Origin of the sequence: Streptomyces sp. NPDC091387 (assembly GCF_044756945.1) — a bacterium.
Classification (GTDB): Bacteria; Actinomycetota; Actinomycetes; order Streptomycetales; family Streptomycetaceae; genus Streptomyces.
The window spans coordinates 21,584-36,951 of record NZ_JBIVTZ010000003.1 but is presented as its reverse complement, the minus strand read 5'-3'; the positions used below and the strand labels follow the sequence as shown (position 1 = coordinate 36,951).

Sequence of the window (15,368 nt, the reverse complement as noted above, 5' to 3'; positions counted from 1 at the left end):
CAAGCCCCCACCGGATCCGGTCAGCCGTTGAACCAGCTCGCCACGTCGAGCCGGAAGGTGTCCGCGGGAGCCATGGTGCGCAGGTCGGACTCCAGGGCGGCGACCCGTTCGGCGCCGAGCGCCCGGACCCATGCGGCGCGCAGCCGGTCGAAGCCCTCGGCGGAGCGCACCAGTACGTCGATGCCGCGCGGGGAGAGCAGGACGAGTTTGCGGCGGCCGTCCTGGGGATCGGCGCCTACACCATGTCGACCCTGGCCAACCGGATGACGGCGGCGCCCGTTGATCCGCAACTGGTTCAGTTCGCCTAGGAGTTCGGCTCGGCACCGGACAGCAGCAGGTCCCGTGGCCCGCGTGGCGACGGCACCGGACGGGTCCGCCCGGAGTGACCATCGCACGATTCGCTCGTTCAGCTGAATGTGCGCCCACTGCCAGAGGTACCGCCAGCCGCCGCCCCGGTCGATGCGGAGCAGAACGAGGCCTCGCTCGTCGAGCACTACCCGCGACTGGTCCGGCTCGGCTATCTCGTCCTGCCGCCCTCACTGGGCCGCTCCCGGCGCGTTCTCGCGGCCCACGCCCTGGCCCAGCGCTCCCTGCAGTCCGCGCGCAGGGCCGGTCCGGCCTGCGGCGCGGGCATCCCGCTGCCACGCCGCCCCGGCCGGGTGGAGACCACCGGGCCCGGTTACGCGTACGTCCGGGGGCAGGTGCTGCGCGGCGCGCTGGCCGCGGGGATGCCGCTGCGGCTGCGGTTGCGGACCGGGCGCGCCCCGTTGCCGCCCGTCCTTCCGCTGGTCTGGGGGCTGCGGCTGTTCCCGCACTCCGGCGGTGCGGACGAACTCGCGCTGGAGGAGCGGCTGTCGGCGCTCGGCGGACCGGCGCGCGCCGCGTTCGTCCTGCGTGGCCTGGAGTCGCTCGCGGACTGCGAGGTCCGGCGGGAGCTGGCCGCCGCGGGGGTGGCGGACCCGCACGCGGCGCTGCGGGAGGCGGACGGGGTCCCGGCGCCGTACGCGCTGCTCTCCTCGCCCGAGTTCGACCCGTGCTCGCTCCAGGCCAGGCCGCCGGATCTGCCGCGCCGCCGCAGATACGCGCGGGCCGCGCTGGCCGCCGCGGCGGCGCTCGTGGTGTGCGGGACGCTGCTGGGGCTGCCGGGCGGCGGCTGGGGGCGCGCGGGGCCGGCCGCGCCGCCGTACGCGCGCAATCCGGCCGCGGAGGAGGCCCTGGATCCGGGGGCGTTGCGGGTGGTGACGGCGTCGTTCTGGCGGCGGTCGCCGCGTACCGACTTCACCGCCTGGCCCACCCGGGGCGACCGCACCGAGGACACCCGGCTACTGCGGCGGGCACTGACGGTGTGGGCGCGGCCGGGCAGCGGGGTGCGGACGTCGGCGACGCCGCGGACGCCCACGGGGCCGCCGATGGGGGCCCCGCAGCTGCTGTACGCCGGGGAGGTGGGCGCGTCGGCGGTGGCGCTGTTCTACGACGGGCTGCGCGTCGTGCGGTACGCGGAGCCCCGTAACGCCGATCCGTCCGAGGGCGCGGCGCTCGACTTCGCCCGGGTCGACGGGGCGGACGCGACGTCGTCGGGCGCCCTGGTGGTGGACCGCGCGGGGGGCCGGGTCCGCTATCTGACGGCACCCTGGGTACGGCGGGTGTCGGTACGGGATCTGCTCGCGCCGGACCGGGCGCCGCGCCCGCTGCACCGCTCCCCGGACGGGGTGACCGACGCGCTGACGAGTCCGCGGGCCAGCGGCGGCTGCCGGTCCTGGGACGCGGTCGAACTGTCCGACGGCACGGCGGTGCGCCTGATGACGGATCTCGGTGAGCTCGCCCCGGCCCGGCTGACCTCGGGTCCGCCCTCGGAACCGCACGACGTGGCGGGGCGGGCCGATTTGGGGAGCTGGGCGCGGACCGCCTGCCTGCTGCCGGCGGTGCGTTCCCACGGAGTGCGGTCGGTCAACTCCTGGACGTACGCGACGCAGCCACTGCCCGAGGGGAGCGGCTCGGCGCAGTGGCTGTGCACCCGCGCGGAGACCTGGCGGGGCACCGGGAGCCGGGTCCTCGCCCAGTTCCAGGCGCCGTCCGCGCGGCCGCCGGGGAGCCGCCCGCGGGGAGCCGTCGCGGCGCGCTCCGAGGACTCCCCCGCGTGCGGGCCCCGTATGCCGCGGGTACTGGCGGGCGTGCTGTGGAAGTCGCACGGCGGCCGGTGGTACGTGCTCGCGGCGGGCAGCGAGCAGTTCACCTCGCTGGCCACGTCGGGCGGGGTGACGGGGAGCACGCGGGGGCGGCTGCTCGCGGTGCCCGCCGGTGCGGGCGACCGGGCGGATCTGGACGGGGAGCTCGCGGACGGCAGCCGGGTCAGGGCGCTGCGGTGAGCGCGGGCCGGTGGGGACGGGCTCAGGAATTCGCCGCAGGCCCCTGTTCCCTCGGCCTACCCCTCAGTACATTGACAACATGTCTAACACGCAGCCAGCGGCGGTCGCGTCGGAGCGGATCGCGCTCAAGGCCCGTCGGGTCTCCTTCGCCTGGGACAGGACGCCCCTGCACTGGGTGCCGGGCGACCCGTTCACCACGCACACCATCAACGTGCTCCATCTGCTGCTCCCGGCCGGGGAACGCTGGTTCATCCACGTCTACCGCCAGGTGCTTCCGTACATACACGACGAGCAACTGCGCGAGGACGTCATCGGGTTCATCGGCCAGGAGGCGATGCACTCCCAGGCCCACGACGACGTACTCCCGCACCTGAGGGACCTGGGCCTCGACCCGACGCCGTACACGGCCCAGGTCGACTGGCTCTTCGAGAAGCTGCTCGGCGACCGGACCCTGCCGCCGGGGCGGGCGCGGAGGTGGTGGCTGATGGAGCGGGTCGCGACGATAGCGGCGATCGAGCACTACACCGCGTTCCTCGGTGACTGGATACTCAACGCAGAGGAGCTGGACCGGCGCGGCGCCGACCCCACGATGCTGGATCTGCTGCGCTGGCACGGCGCGGAGGAGGTCGAGCACCGATCAGTCGCGTTCGACGTGTTCATGCACGTCGACGGCGGATACCGGCGGCGGGTGCGGACCTGGGCGACGGCGTTCTCCGCCCTGGCCTTCCTCTGGCAGCGCGGCGCCCGGTTCTTCATGGAGAACGACCCCAGCCTGCTGGACGGCAAGGCGTCGTTCCGGCAGTTCTACCGCGGCGGCAGGCACGGCACCCTGCCCAGCACGCCCTCGATGCTGCGGTCGATCCCGCGCTATCTGAGCCGCGGCTACCACCCCACCCAGGAGGGCAGTACGGCGCAGGCCGTCGACTACCTCGCCCACTCGCCTGCCGCGGTCGCCGCGGAGGCCCGCACCACGGAAGCCGGCTGACCATGCCCCTGCCCCTCCCCCGGCTGCGGACCGCCGTCGTGGTGGCCGGTGCCGCGCTGCTCGCCAAGCGGGCGATGCGCCGGCGCATAGAGAAGTCCCCGCTGTGGCCGCTGCCCGCGCTTGAGGAGCCCGTCTCCGGCCACTCGCAGCGCCGCTCCACCACCGGCCTGCGGCTGCTGGTCACCGAGCGGTCCACTCCCGCCGACGGGGTCGTGCTGCTCCGCCTGAAGGGTTCCGGCCTGCCGCGCTGGCAGCCCGGCGCCCATCTGGACCTGGTGCTGCCGTCCGGGCTGATACGCCAGTACTCGCTGTGCGGCGACCCGGCCGACCCGCACTCGTACACCGTCGCGACCCGGCTCGCCGAGGACGGCCGGGGCGGCTCCAGAGAGGTGCACGAACGGCTCCGCGAGGGCGAGGAGGTCGAGATCCGCGGCCCGCGCAACCGCTTCCCGCTGGCGGACGCCCCCGCGTACGTCCTGGTCGCGGGCGGCATCGGCATCACGCCGATCCTGCCGATGCTCCGCGCGCTCGCCGCCTCCGGAGCGGACTGGCGGCTGCTGTACGGGGGCCGCAGCCGGGCGACGATGCCGTTCCTGGACGAGATCGGGGAACTGGACGCGGACGGCGGCCGGGTCACCGTCGTGCCGCAGGACGAGGCGGGCCACCCGGACATCGCCGCGGCACTGGCGGACGCGGCGGCGGGCACGGCGGTCCACTGCTGCGGTCCGGAGCCCCTGATGGAGGCCGTCGCCGCCGCGCTCCCGCCCGGCTGCACCCTGCACCTGGAGCGCTTCTCCGCGACGGCCCCGGACGCCACCGGCGCCGCGGCCTTCGAGGTGGAGCTGCGCCGCTCGGGCCGCACGGTCCGGGTGGCGGCGGGCCAGTCGGCGCTGGCCGCCGTGCGCGCGGAGCTGCCGCACGTCTCGTACTCCTGCGAGCAGGGCTTCTGCGGTACGTGCCAACAGCGCGTCCTGGAGGGCGAGGTGGACCACCGGGACGATCTGCTCACGGACTCCGAGCGGCGGGACTCGATGCTGATCTGCGTGTCGCGGTGCCGGGGCGAGCGGCTGGTGCTCGATCTGTAGGCGGCCGGGAAAGGACCCGCGAGCCGCCCCCTCGGCGCGCCGGTCGGTACGCTGTTCCCCATGACGACCGGGGTACGGCGCAGGATGGGCGTCGAGGAGCGCAGGCAGCAGCTGATCGGTGTCGCGCTGGAGTTGTTCAGTCACCGCTCCCCCGACGAGGTGTCGATCGACGAGATCGCCGCCGCCGCCGGGATCTCGCGGCCGCTGGTCTACCACTACTTCCCGGGCAAGCAGAGCCTGTACGAGGCGGCGCTGCGGCGGGCGGCCGACGAGCTGGCGACCCGGTTCCTGGAGCCGCGCGAAGGTCCCCTGGGCGCACGCCTCCTGCGGGTGATGGGGCGGTTCTTCGACTTCGTCGACGAGCACGGCCCGGGGTTCGCCGCGCTGATGCGGGGCGGTCCGGCCGTGGGCTCGTCGACGGCGAACGCGATGATCGACGGGGTGCGGCAGGCGGCCTGCGAGCAGATCCTGGACCACCTGGGGGTCGAGGAGCAGCCGGCCCGGCTGGAGTTGGTCGTACGGTCCTGGGTGTCGCTGGCCGAGTCGACGGCCCTGATCTGGCTGGACGGGCGGCACATCCCGCGCGCCGAGCTGGAGTTGCAGCTCGTGCACGACTTCGCGGCGCTGATCGCCGTGAGTGCCGCGTACAACGCGGAGATGGCGGGCATCGTGCTGCGGGTCCTCGCGCGGGAGCCGGCGGACGGGCCGTTCGCAGACCTGCTGGTGCGGCTCTCCGCACTGGCGCCCGCCGTGCCGGCCGTGCCCCCGCAGCGGCCGGCGTAGCGGGGCCCGGCGTCGGCTCAGCGCTTGCGGTAGGAGGGGTCGAGGTCGCGGGTCTCGGCCGAGAGGTGCAGGGTCAGCCCGTCGGTGGGCCGGATGTGGCCGGCCAGCAGTTCCAGTACGGATTCGGCGAGCCGCGCCTTGAGCTCCGGGGTGCGGCCGGCCAGCATCGCGATCTCGATGTGCGCGATCGCTTCGCCGTCGGGGGCGTCCGCCACCGCCGTCCCGGCGACCTGGCGGAAGCGGGTCTTGCAGGCGGCGATCTTGGTACTGACCGTCTCGGCGATCAGCGGGTGCAGCGCTCCCGCGAAGCCCTGGAAGTCGAAGGTCTCGTCGAGCTCGGCGGAGTAGTCGACGGTGATCTGCGGCATGGCGGTCTCCTGGGCGGGGCTCGGGTGGTGGCCGCCCCACTCTTCCTCCGATCGGGGCAGGTGTACAAGCCGGGCCCGCCAGGGCCTTTCGTCTGGATCGGGCTGGTGCCCGGCACGATCCAGACGAAAGGCCCTAGGTGAGCAGTTCGCCGTGGAGTGCGAGGGCCAGACCCGCTTCCGCGCTGTCGGCCCGGCCCCGCTCGTAGGCCCGCTGGTAGGCGGCGTCGCCGACGGCCTCGCGGGCCTGGCGTTCGCAGGCCTCGCGCAGCGGGCCCAGCTCCGGGGTGCCGCGCTGCGGGTGGCCGACCATCCGCCAGTAGAGCTGTCCGGTGCCGTACACCCGGGCGGCGTGGGCGCCCTCGCCCTGGGCGGCGACCGCGGCGGCCAGGATGTCGAGGCCGAGCGCGATGCCGAAGCTGTCGCGGAGCCGGTGCTTGCCGATGAGCATGGACCGGGCGTGTGCGGCGGCCGCGTCGGCGCGGCCCTGGAGCAGGGCGATCAGCGCGAGTTGGTAGTCGACGTAGCTGCGGGTCCAGCACTCGTCCATGGCCTCGCAGGCCGCGCGCAGGACGACCGCGGCCTCTGCGGCCTCGTCCAGCCGGCCGAGGCTGGTGAGGGCGAAGACGGTGATCAGGTGGCAGCGCAGCCGGTAGGCCGATTCGAGCGGGGTGGTGTCCGCCTCCGTGCTGTGCAGCACCCGGTCCGCCTCGCGCAGGCTCAGCTCGGGCCGGCCGACCATCAGATGGGTGAGGCCGCGCAGGTAGGCGGCGGCGAGGATGCCTTCGTCGGAGCCGTCCTCGGCCGCCGCCCGTACGCATTCGGCACCGATCCGCTCGGCGGCCGGGTAGTCGCCCTGGAGCATCACGCAGATGCCGAGCACCCACAGGGCGCGGGTGCGGTGCGGGCCCTGGGCCGGGCCGAGGTCCAGGGCGCGCTGCGCGTAGCCGCGGGTCTGCGGCAGGTGTCCGCAGCAGCACCAGAAGAACCCGATCCGGCCGGCCATCTCCTGGGCGGCGGCGGTGTCGTGGGCGAGCAGGTGGTCGAGGGCCGCGCACAGGTCGGCGTGTGTGTCGGCGATGCGGTGGTACCAGCTGATCTGGTCGTCGCCGGTCCAGCCCGCGTGGGCGCTGCGGGCCAGTTGCAGGAAGCAGGCGGCGTGCCGGTCGGCCGCGGCGCGTTCCTCGCCGAGTTCGGCCAGCCACATCCGGCCGTACTCGCGGATGGTGTCCAGCATCCGGTGGCGCGGGCCGTCGCGCACGACGACCGATTTGGCCACCAGCCCGCGCAGTGCCGTGTGGACCCCGTCCCCGGTGAGCGGTCCCCCGGCGCAGACCTCGCGGGCGGTGGCCTCGTCGAAGTCGCCGCGCAGCACGGTGAGCCGGGCCCAGAGCAGCCGTTCCAGCGGGGTGCACAGTTCGTGGCTCCAGCCGATGGTGGTGCGCAGGGTGCGGTGGCGGTGCGGCCGGATCGACGCGTCGGTGAGGAGATCGAGGCGGGAGCCGATCCGCAGGGCGATCTGCTCGACGGTGTGCCGCCCGGTGCCCGCGGCCGCGAGTTCGATGGCGAGCGGGATGCCTTCCAGCCGGCGGCAGATCTCGGCGGCCGCCGCGGCGGTGCCCGAGGCGTCGAACACGGTGCCGGGGGCGGCCGCGGTGGCCCGGTCCCGGAACAGGGTGAGGGCGTCGGAGGCGCCGTCGACGGGGAGCGGCTCCACCTCGACCAGTTGCTCGTCCTTGATGCCGAGCGGCTGTCTGCTGGTGGCGAGCACCGTGAGTCCGGGTGAGGTGGTGAGGATCTCGCCGAGGAGGTGGGCGCAGGCGGGGCGCAGGTGTTCGCAGGAGTCCAGGACGAGCAGCAGCTGTTTGTCGGCGAGCCACTCGCACAGCACGTCCATGGGCATCCGCAGGGTGTGGTCGCTGAGCCCGACGGCGTCGGAGACGGTGGCGAGGAGCAGTCCGTCGTCGTGGAGCGGGGCGAGGTCGGCCCACCAGACGCCGTCGCGGTACCCGGGTTCCGCGCTGCCGGCCGCGCGGACCGCCAGCCGGGTCTTGCCGACCCCGCCCGCGCCGGTGAGCGTGGTCAGCCGGCGGGTGGCGAGGGCGCGTTCGATCCGGCCCAGCTCCGTCCTCCGTCCGACGAAGCTCGTGGTCTCCTCGGGGATGTAGCTCACCATCGTCACCGTCGCTGAACAGGTGGAGAGGCCGGGGCCCGGCCCCCGCGCCCGGTACGGCACCGGCGGGCGGACGGTGCGGCTGCCGGTGCGTACGGGGCGGGGGCCGGGACCCGGCCGGGTGGAGTGGGAGGGCGCGCCCGGGAGTGTGGTGGTGCGACTCTCCCCGGCGGCTGGCCTCACGGTAGACCTGTTGCGGTCAGTGCAACGAGAACACCGCCACTGTGCGACCCGGGACGGTGAAACTTCCCGAACTCCGCTCGTACGTCGACCTCTTGACGGTAAGATCCGCGCCCGCAGCCTGGATGGGGTGCAGGGCGTAGTTCCTGCCCGCGAGGGCGGCGGCCTTCTGGGTGGTGGCGCCGGGGGCGGCGTTGAGGACGACCACCAGCCTCCCGAGCCGCATGGTGATCACCCCGGGGGTCTCGTCCTTGCCGGAGAGCGGGAAGGAGAGGGCGGACTGCACCTGCCCCGCGGTGGAGAGGCCGAAGTCCTTCTCGGTGGCGCGGATGGTGAGCAGGTCCCGGTACGCGGCCGAGGCGCCGTTGATCTGTGCGCACCCCGGGCTGATCGTGGCGTTGGTCAACAGCGGCTCGGCATAGGGCCACTTGTCCTCGTTGTCGGCGGCGGGCGGCAGGCCGCGGCCGAAGCCGTTGCCGTCGCGGCAGTCCCAGTGCAGGGCGTTGAACCAGTCGCCGCTGTCGAAGGAGTTGCGGTCCAGGGACTTGGAGCGCAGCAGGTCGGTGCCGGCCTGGGAGAGCGAGGGGCCCTGCGAGAGGGTGGCCGTCGCCATGGCCAGGACCTGCGTTCTGGCCCGGTCGGCTGCCGGGGTGCCCGCCGGGAGCTTGAAGGCGAGGGTGTCGTACAGGGTCTCGTTGTCGTGGGCGTCGGCGTAGGCGAGGGCGTCACCGGGGGCCGCGGCGTATCCGGCCGGGGCTCCGTTGTAGTCGACGTCCGAGCCCTTGACCGTGCTGCCGGAGCTGTCGGTGAAGGTGTAGCCGGCGAGGCTGCCGGTGAGCCCGACCTTGATCAGGTCCTGGTAGTGGAGCAGCCGGGCCCTCTGCTCTGCCTTCGTACCGTTTCCGGTGGAGGTGTTGGGGTCGGTGTAGAGGCCGGTGGCGAAGCCCTGCACGCCGGGGTCCTCGTCGAACGGGCTGCCGCCGCGCACCGCGTCGCGGGCCCGGTCGGAGAAGGTGGCGATGCCGGTGCCGGCCATGTTCTTCTGGGTGGCCTGGACGAAGCGGGCGTCGTCGGCGATCTCACCGAAGTTCCACCCCTCCCCGTACAGGATGATCTTCTTCCCGTCGACGCCGTCCTTGGCGACGGTCAGGGCGTCCAGGGCCTTGCGGACGGCCAGGATGTTGGCCTTGGGATGGTGTCCCATCAGGTCGAAGCGGAAGCCGTCGACCTTGTACTCCTTGGCCCAGGTGACGACCGAGTCGACGACGAGCTTGCCCATCATGGTGTTCTCGGGCGCGGTGTTGGCGCAGCAGGTGGAGGTGGCGACGGTGCCGTCCTCCAGCAGCCGCTGGTAGTAGCCGGGCACGATCCGGTCGAGGACGGACTTGTCGTCCTGGCCGGAGGCGACGGTGTGGTTGTAGACGACGTCCATGACGGTCCGCAGACCGGCGCCGTTCAGGCCCTGCACCATCTGCCGGAACTCGACCGTGCGCCGGGTGCCGTCCGGGTCGGAGGCGTAACTGCCCTCCGGGACGGTGTAGTGCAGCGGGTCGTAGCCCCAGTTGAACGCGTCCTTCGCGGCGGTCCTGGCCACGCAGGCTTGCTGCTCCCGGGAGTCGGGGGCGTGCACAGAGAGGTCGCAGGCGGGCTTGAGCTGGTCCTTCTTCTTCTCGGGGATGGTGCCGATGTCGAAGGCGGGCAGCAGGTGGACGTATCCGGTGCCGGAGTCGGCGAGCTGCTTGAGGTGCTTCATCCCGTCGGAGCGGGTGTCGGTGAAGGCGAGGTACTCGCCGGGGTGCTTGGACGTGGGGTCCGCGATCGAGAAGTCGCGGATCTGGAGTTCCTGGATCTGGGCGTTCCGCAGCGGCACCGCGGCGGGCTTGCGCAGCCCGTCCCAGCCCTTGGGCGCGAGCTTGCGGTCGTCGAGGTCGACCACGAGGCTCCGGGCGGAGTCGGTGGTCAGCGCGGTGGAGTAGGGGTCGGTGACCTTGTTGGTGACGACCTTCTGGACGGTGGGCGCCCAGACGTTCACCACGTACCGGTAGGGCTTGCCGTTCCAGTCCCGCTTCCCGGTGACCGACCAGACGCCGGTGCGGTCGTCGCGCCGCATCGGGACGGCCTTGCCGTCGAGTTCGAGCGAGACGCCGCGGGCGGTGGGCGCCCAGACGGACAGGGTCGGGGTGCCGTGGCGGAAGACCGGTCCGAGTGAGGCGCTGCTCGCCTTCGTCCCGTAGAGGTCGTCGAGCACCCCCGCGCTCTGTACGCCGGTGGCGGCGAGCAGGGCGCCGTTGGCCGCGCGCTGGGTGGCGATCAGCTGGCCGCGCAGGGCCTCGCGGACCCTGTCCCGGTCACGGGCGTCGACGGTGAACGACGGGTAGTCCTTGAGGTGCGGGTACTTCGCCTTCTGCGCGTCGGTCAGCGCGGACGGGCTGAGCCGCAGCCACTGGCCCTCGTCGGAGAGTGCGCCGTCGACGACGGAGATGCCGCCGCTCGACGCGTAGACGAGCTGCTGGCTGGTGGCGTCGGTGGTCTTCACCTTCCAGACGACGGTGCCGGAGTCGATCCACTGCGCCTCGGCCCTGGTGAGGTCGGGGGTGGGGGCGCCGCCGGTCTGCGGCAGCAGATAGCCGGCCGTGCCGCCGAGCATCCACACCTCGTGGCCGTTGCTCGCGATGTCGAGGGACTGGTCGCTGGGCAGGTCCTTCTCGTCGCCCCGGTGCAGGATGTAGCTGAGCGAGGTGGCCCCGTCGGTGAGCGGGACCTCGAACGTGAGCCCGGAGGCGTCCTTCTTCTTCGGCTGGAGCGGCTTGGCCCAGTCGGTCGGCTCCTTGGCACCGGTCCAGGTGTGCAGCCCCCAGCCGTCGTAGTCGCCGTCGGCCCGGTAGTAGTGCAGGACGGCCTTGCCGGTGTCCTGCGGCGGGTAGGCGCCGTCGGGGGCGGTGGCGGACTGGCCGTCCTGCCCCTGTGCGATCCAGACCTGCCCGGTCTTCGCGAGGTCGACGGAGCGCTGCGGCCCGTCGGCGGTGCCGCTCCTGGCGACGGTGTACGGGACGGAGTCGGCGCCTTCGGGCACCTTGATCCAGGCGAAGGCGCCGTAGGCGTCCCGCCCGGTGAAGTCCGCGGTGGTGTCGCCGGACCTGGCCTGCCAGCCGTCGTAGTCGCCGTCGGCGCGCTTGTAGTGGATGACGGCGTAGTCGCGTTCGAGGGCTACGGGCTTCGCCGGTGCGGGTGCCTGTCCGGCGGTCGAGGAGGCGAGGGCGCTCGCGGTGCGCCCGGCGCGGTCGACCACAACGGCCTTGTAGCGCAGGGGCGTTCCGGCGGCGGTCGTGGCACTGATGGTCTGGGTGACCTGGTACGGGGCGTGGTCGGCGGAACCGAGCGTGGTCCACTTCCCGTTGCCCTGCTGGGCGGCGAAGACGACCCGGTCGAGGGAGCCGCCGTCCACGTCGGCGGTCAGCTCGACGGTGCCGGTGGCTCCGGCGGCCGGTGCCTTCAGGGAGATCGTGGGCCTGGCGGCGGGGGCGCCGAGCGGCTTCTCGGCGCGGAGCACGATGCCGGACAGGGCCGGCACGGTGACGGTGACCTTCCGGTCCGCACCGCTGCGGACCGTACCGGAACCGCCGTACAGGGTGCGGAAGTCCATCCGGGCGGACTCGGTGGGCAGCTCGACGGTCTTCGCACCGGTGCCGTTGTTGGTGGCGACGACGTACTCGTTGCTGTGCGCCGGGTCCGTACGGGAGAAGGCGTAGACGGAGCCCTCGGCGTACCGCTCGGTCTGGACGCCGTCCCGCAGCGCCGGGTTCTTCCGGGTCAGCTCGGAGAGCGCGGCGATGGAGCGGTAGACGGGGTGCTCGGTGTCGTACGCGTCGGAGGCGTGCGTGCGGTCGGTGCCCAGCTCGTCGTCGTCGAGGTAGTCGGCGGTCTTCGAGGCGAACATGGTCTGGCGGGCGTCCTTGTCGCCGCCGGCGCCCGTGAAGCCCTGTTCGTCGCCGTAGTAGACGACCGGGTTGCCGCGGCTGAGGAACATCACCTCGTTGGCCAGTCGGGCCCGCTGCACCAGCTCCGCGTCACCGGCCTTCGGGTTGTCCTGCTTGAGGAAGGTGCCGATGCGGCCCATGTCGTGGTTGCCGAGGAAGGTCACCTGCTCGTAGGCGTTGGCCTTGTCGGTGGTGTACCGGTAGTCGTCCGCGAAGACGGCGGCGAGCTTCGAGGCCGGGGCGCCCTGCGAGGCGTACTGGCGGGCCGCTTCCTGGAAGGGGAAGTCGAGTGTCGCGTCCAGCCGGCCCCGGGTGACGTAGGGCGAGGTGATCGCGGCGTCGGCGGAGTAGACCTCGCCGAACATGAAGAAGTCCTTGCGGCCGTGCTGGGCGGCGTACGTGTCGAGCGCGGTCGCCCACTGGGTCCAGAAGTCCAGGTCGACGTGTTTGACGGTGTCGATGCGGAAGCCGTCGATGTCGAAGTCGCGGACCCACTTCTCGTAGATCTTCTCCATGCCGGAGACGACCTCGGGCCGCTCGGTCCACAGGTCGTCGAGCCCGGAGAAGTCGCCGTACGTGGTGGACTCGCCGGCATAGGTCGAGTCGCCGCGGTTGTGGTACATCGTCGGGTCGTTGAGCCAGGACGGCGTCTTGCCGCCGGTGGTGACGGGCTTGTACGGGAAGGAGTCGGCGTCCACCTTCGCCATGCCCGCGGCGTCGTCGAAGGGGCGGCCGTTCCGGTCGAGGTACGGGTAGGCGCCCTTGGGCTTGTAGCCGTACGTCTTCTCGGCGTAGTCGACGGTGTCGGCGGTGTGGTTGGTGATGACGTCGAAGAAGACCTTCATGCCCTTGCCGTGGGCCTTGTCGATCAGCTTCGTCAGGTCGGCGTTGCTGCCGAAGTGCGGGTCGACCTGGGTGAAGTCGGTGATCCAGTAGCCGTGGTAGCCGGCCGAGGCGTCCTTGCCGGTGCCCTGCACGGGCCGGTTCCTGAAGATCGGGGCGAGCCAGATCGCGGTGGTGCCGAGCCCCTTGATGTAGTCGAGCCTGCTGGTCAGCCCCTTGAGGTCGCCGCCCTGGTAGAACCCCTTGTCGGTGGGGTCGTACCCGGTCTCCAGCCGGGAGCCGGTCAGCCCGCCCCGGTCGTTGCCGGTGTCGCCGTTGGCGAACCGGTCGGGCATCACGAAGTAGAACTGCTCACGGGTCAGATCGTGGCGGGCGGGCTGCGCGGCCAGCTCGGCGTCCGACGGCGCGGCGGGCGGCCTGGCCGCTGCGGCGGGCAGCGCGGGCACGAGGGCCGCGCACAGGGCGGCCGCGACGACGGCGGCGGGCGCCGCTCTTCGCGCGGGCACGCGCGGGGACGGACGTATCACTCGGGTTCTCCTCGAACGGGTACGGATACGGGGCCGGACGGGCGGTATTCAGCCCGTCCGGCGATTGAGGACACCGCGCGGCCGGAGACCGCGCGGCCCACGGGGAGACCTCAGCTGCGCCAGACGTCCGCGTTCAGAACGACCTTTCCGGAGGCCGGCACCGTGGCCGTGCGGTTGGCACCGCTCTCCCAGGTGACGTTGCCGCTCGCGTCCTTGCGGACGTACTTGTACTCGAACGACGTACCGGCGGGCAGGCTCACCTCGAGCTTCCAGACGGGGTACGTGGCCGGGTCCAGCTTCAGCGCGGCGGCGGGGTTCCAGTTGCCGAGGGCGGACTGGTTGCCGGTGACGTAGATGTTCTGGCCGAGCTGGGTGGTGGCGTTGACACCGAAGGAGGCGCCGGAGGTGCCCGTACCGGGATCGGTCGGGTCCGTCGGACCGGTCCCGGAGCAGGTGCGGGCGCCGGTCTGGAGGGCGAGGGCCGTGTTGGCGCCGAGCGTGGCGGTGAACTGGCCGGAGCCGTTGACGGTGACGCCCTTGCCGGACTGGACGTCGCAGTAGTCGCCGGCGGGCAGCGAGGTCTGGAAGGCGCGGGTCAGCGAGGAGCCCTCGTGGTTGATCGCGACGTACGCCTTGGAGCCGCGGCCGAAGGCGATCTGGTCTCCGCCGTTGTCCCACCAGTTGGTGACCGCCTCACCGCGTGCGGTGTTGCGGAAGCCGACCATGGAGGAGATCTCGCGCCAGGCGTGCTGGCACTTCCAGCCGTCGCTGTAACAGGCGTTGACCGTACCGCCGCCCGGCGGACCGGCGTCCTTGTCGGACCACTCGTAGCCGGAGTGGACGTCGGGCGAACCGTAGGGCCAGGCCAGCATGAACACGCTGGCGAGCGTGTAGTTGGCGCCGTCCTTGTAGTTCAGCGTCTCACCGTTGCGCTCGGTGTCGTGGTTGTCGACGAAGACCGCGGCCTTCGAGGAGGACATGAAGCCCCAGCCCTCACCGAAGTTCTTCAGGTTCGCCAGGTTCTCGTTGGTGAAGACCTGCTTGAGGCTGCGGGCGTAGCGGAACTCCTGGACGTCCCCGGTGCCGGCGTACTCGTCGGGCGAGACGGCCTCACCGGCTCCGTAGATCGCCTCCTGCTTCCAGTAGGCGCCGGAATTGCTCAGCCGGGACTTGATGTTGGCGAGGTCGCCCTCGGGGATGTGCTTGGCCGCGTCGATGCGGAAGCCGTCGACGCCGAGCGAGAGGAGGTCGTTGAGGTATCCGGCGATCTTGCCGCGGACGTAGTCCTCACCGGTGTCCAGGTCGGCCAGACCGACGAGTTCGCAGTGCTGGACGTTGTAGCGGTCCTGGTAGTTGCTGATCTGCGCGGTGCAGTCGTCCATGTCCGGTGCGGAGTACAGGCCGGGGTAGTTGTACTTCGCGTACGAGGAACCGCCGGTGCCGGTGCCCGAGCCCGCCGACATGTGGTTGATGACGGAGTCGGCGACGACCTTCACGCCCGCGCTGTGACAGGTGCTGACCATGTTGGCGAACGAGTTCCGGTCGCCGAGCCGTCCGGCGATCTTGTAGCTGACCGGCTGGTACGAGGTCCACCACTGCCCGCCCTGGATGTGCTCCTGGGGCGGCGAGACCTGTACGTAGCCGTAGCCGGCCGGGCCGAGGGAGTCCGTGCACGCCTTGGCGACGGAGTCGAACTTCCACTCGAACAGAACCGCGGTGACATCCTTGGTGCCCGGCGTGGCGGCCTGGGCACTCGTGGTGGGGACCACGAGGGCGGCGGCGCCCGCTATCAGGGCGAGCGCGGCAGACAAGGGTCTGCTGGCCATGTTTTCCTCCTGCGGTGGGGGAAATGCGGGTAACGGTGCAGCCTCGTCCGGCAACGCGCCCTGCCCTCAAGGCCCCTGAATGTTCTTGCTGCAAGAATGCAAACCTTGCCGCGGGGAGACCGTACGAGCCCACCAGGCCCCGGTCAACCCTTTGGACACGAGCTGCTCACATCCCGCTCACGCCCGCGAAATACGGCAACTCCCCGCCTGCAAGGTCTTACGCAAGACATTGCAGACCTGTTACGTTGCTCCCGACTC

At 72.2% G+C, this 15,368-nt stretch carries 9 protein-coding genes; 4 read left to right on the top strand and 5 right to left on the bottom strand.

Annotated features, from left to right (window positions below; all coding sequences use genetic code 11):
* Positions 1 to 20 precede the first annotated feature (20 nt).
* On the bottom strand, positions 21 to 395 hold the full coding sequence (locus ACIQM0_RS07040; protein WP_401284229.1) for a hypothetical protein: 375 nt from the start codon (positions 393 to 395) through the stop codon (positions 21 to 23).
* Positions 396 to 416: 21 nt separating this feature from the next.
* Between ACIQM0_RS07040 and ACIQM0_RS07035 the strand changes: the two genes are divergently transcribed.
* From ACIQM0_RS07035 to ACIQM0_RS07020, 4 genes are all read left to right on the top strand, one after another.
* Positions 417 to 2,366 (top strand): hypothetical protein, encoded by a 1,950-nt coding sequence (locus ACIQM0_RS07035; protein ID WP_401284227.1) that lies wholly within the window; start codon positions 417 to 419, stop codon positions 2,364 to 2,366.
* A 79-nt stretch (positions 2,367 to 2,445) separates the two neighbouring features.
* Positions 2,446 to 3,351, top strand: coding sequence for a metal-dependent hydrolase (locus ACIQM0_RS07030; protein WP_401284225.1), 906 nt, complete (start codon positions 2,446 to 2,448; stop codon positions 3,349 to 3,351).
* Between the two features lie 8 nt (positions 3,352 to 3,359).
* Positions 3,360 to 4,436, top strand: coding sequence for a PDR/VanB family oxidoreductase (locus ACIQM0_RS07025; RefSeq protein WP_401285062.1), 1,077 nt, complete (start codon positions 3,360 to 3,362; stop codon positions 4,434 to 4,436).
* A gap of 60 nt (positions 4,437 to 4,496) precedes the next feature.
* Positions 4,497 to 5,219, top strand: a complete 723-nt coding sequence (locus tag ACIQM0_RS07020; protein WP_401284223.1) for a TetR/AcrR family transcriptional regulator — start codon at positions 4,497 to 4,499, stop codon at positions 5,217 to 5,219.
* Between the two features lie 17 nt (positions 5,220 to 5,236).
* Here the strand turns inward: ACIQM0_RS07020 and ACIQM0_RS07015 are convergent, their stop codons facing one another.
* The 4 genes from ACIQM0_RS07015 to ACIQM0_RS07000 form a co-directional block, all read right to left on the bottom strand.
* Positions 5,237 to 5,587 (bottom strand): 5-carboxymethyl-2-hydroxymuconate Delta-isomerase, encoded by a 351-nt coding sequence (locus tag ACIQM0_RS07015; protein WP_401284222.1) that lies wholly within the window; start codon positions 5,585 to 5,587, stop codon positions 5,237 to 5,239.
* A gap of 133 nt (positions 5,588 to 5,720) precedes the next feature.
* Positions 5,721 to 7,760, bottom strand: coding sequence for an ATP-binding protein (locus ACIQM0_RS07010; RefSeq protein WP_401284220.1), 2,040 nt, complete (start codon positions 7,758 to 7,760; stop codon positions 5,721 to 5,723).
* Positions 7,761 to 7,956: 196 nt separating this feature from the next.
* Positions 7,957 to 13,284: a pullulanase-type alpha-1,6-glucosidase gene (gene pulA / locus ACIQM0_RS07005; RefSeq protein WP_401284219.1), complete on the bottom strand. Its 5,328-nt coding sequence runs from the start codon at positions 13,282 to 13,284 to the stop codon at positions 7,957 to 7,959.
* Positions 13,285 to 13,394: 110 nt separating this feature from the next.
* Complete coding sequence (locus ACIQM0_RS07000; RefSeq protein WP_401284217.1) at positions 13,395 to 15,110, bottom strand: carbohydrate-binding module family 20 domain-containing protein; 1,716 nt, start codon at positions 15,108 to 15,110, stop codon at positions 13,395 to 13,397.
* Positions 15,111 to 15,368: the final 258 nt, after the last annotated feature.

What these genes read in the sequence shown, in the direction of transcription:
- ACIQM0_RS07030 (WP_401284225.1), top strand. Translation starts at nt 2,446, where the DNA reads ATGTCTAACACGCAGCCAGCGGCGGTCGCGTCGGAGCGGATCGCGCTC.
- ACIQM0_RS07020 (WP_401284223.1), top strand. Translation starts at nt 4,497, where the DNA reads ATGACGACCGGGGTACGGCGCAGGATGGGCGTCGAGGAGCGCAGGCAG.
- ACIQM0_RS07000 (WP_401284217.1), bottom strand. Translation starts at nt 15,110, where the DNA reads ATGGCCAGCAGACCCTTGTCTGCCGCGCTCGCCCTGATAGCGGGCGCC.
- ACIQM0_RS07010 (WP_401284220.1), bottom strand. Translation starts at nt 7,760, where the DNA reads ATGGTGAGCTACATCCCCGAGGAGACCACGAGCTTCGTCGGACGGAGG.
- ACIQM0_RS07015 (WP_401284222.1), bottom strand. Translation starts at nt 5,587, where the DNA reads ATGCCGCAGATCACCGTCGACTACTCCGCCGAGCTCGACGAGACCTTC.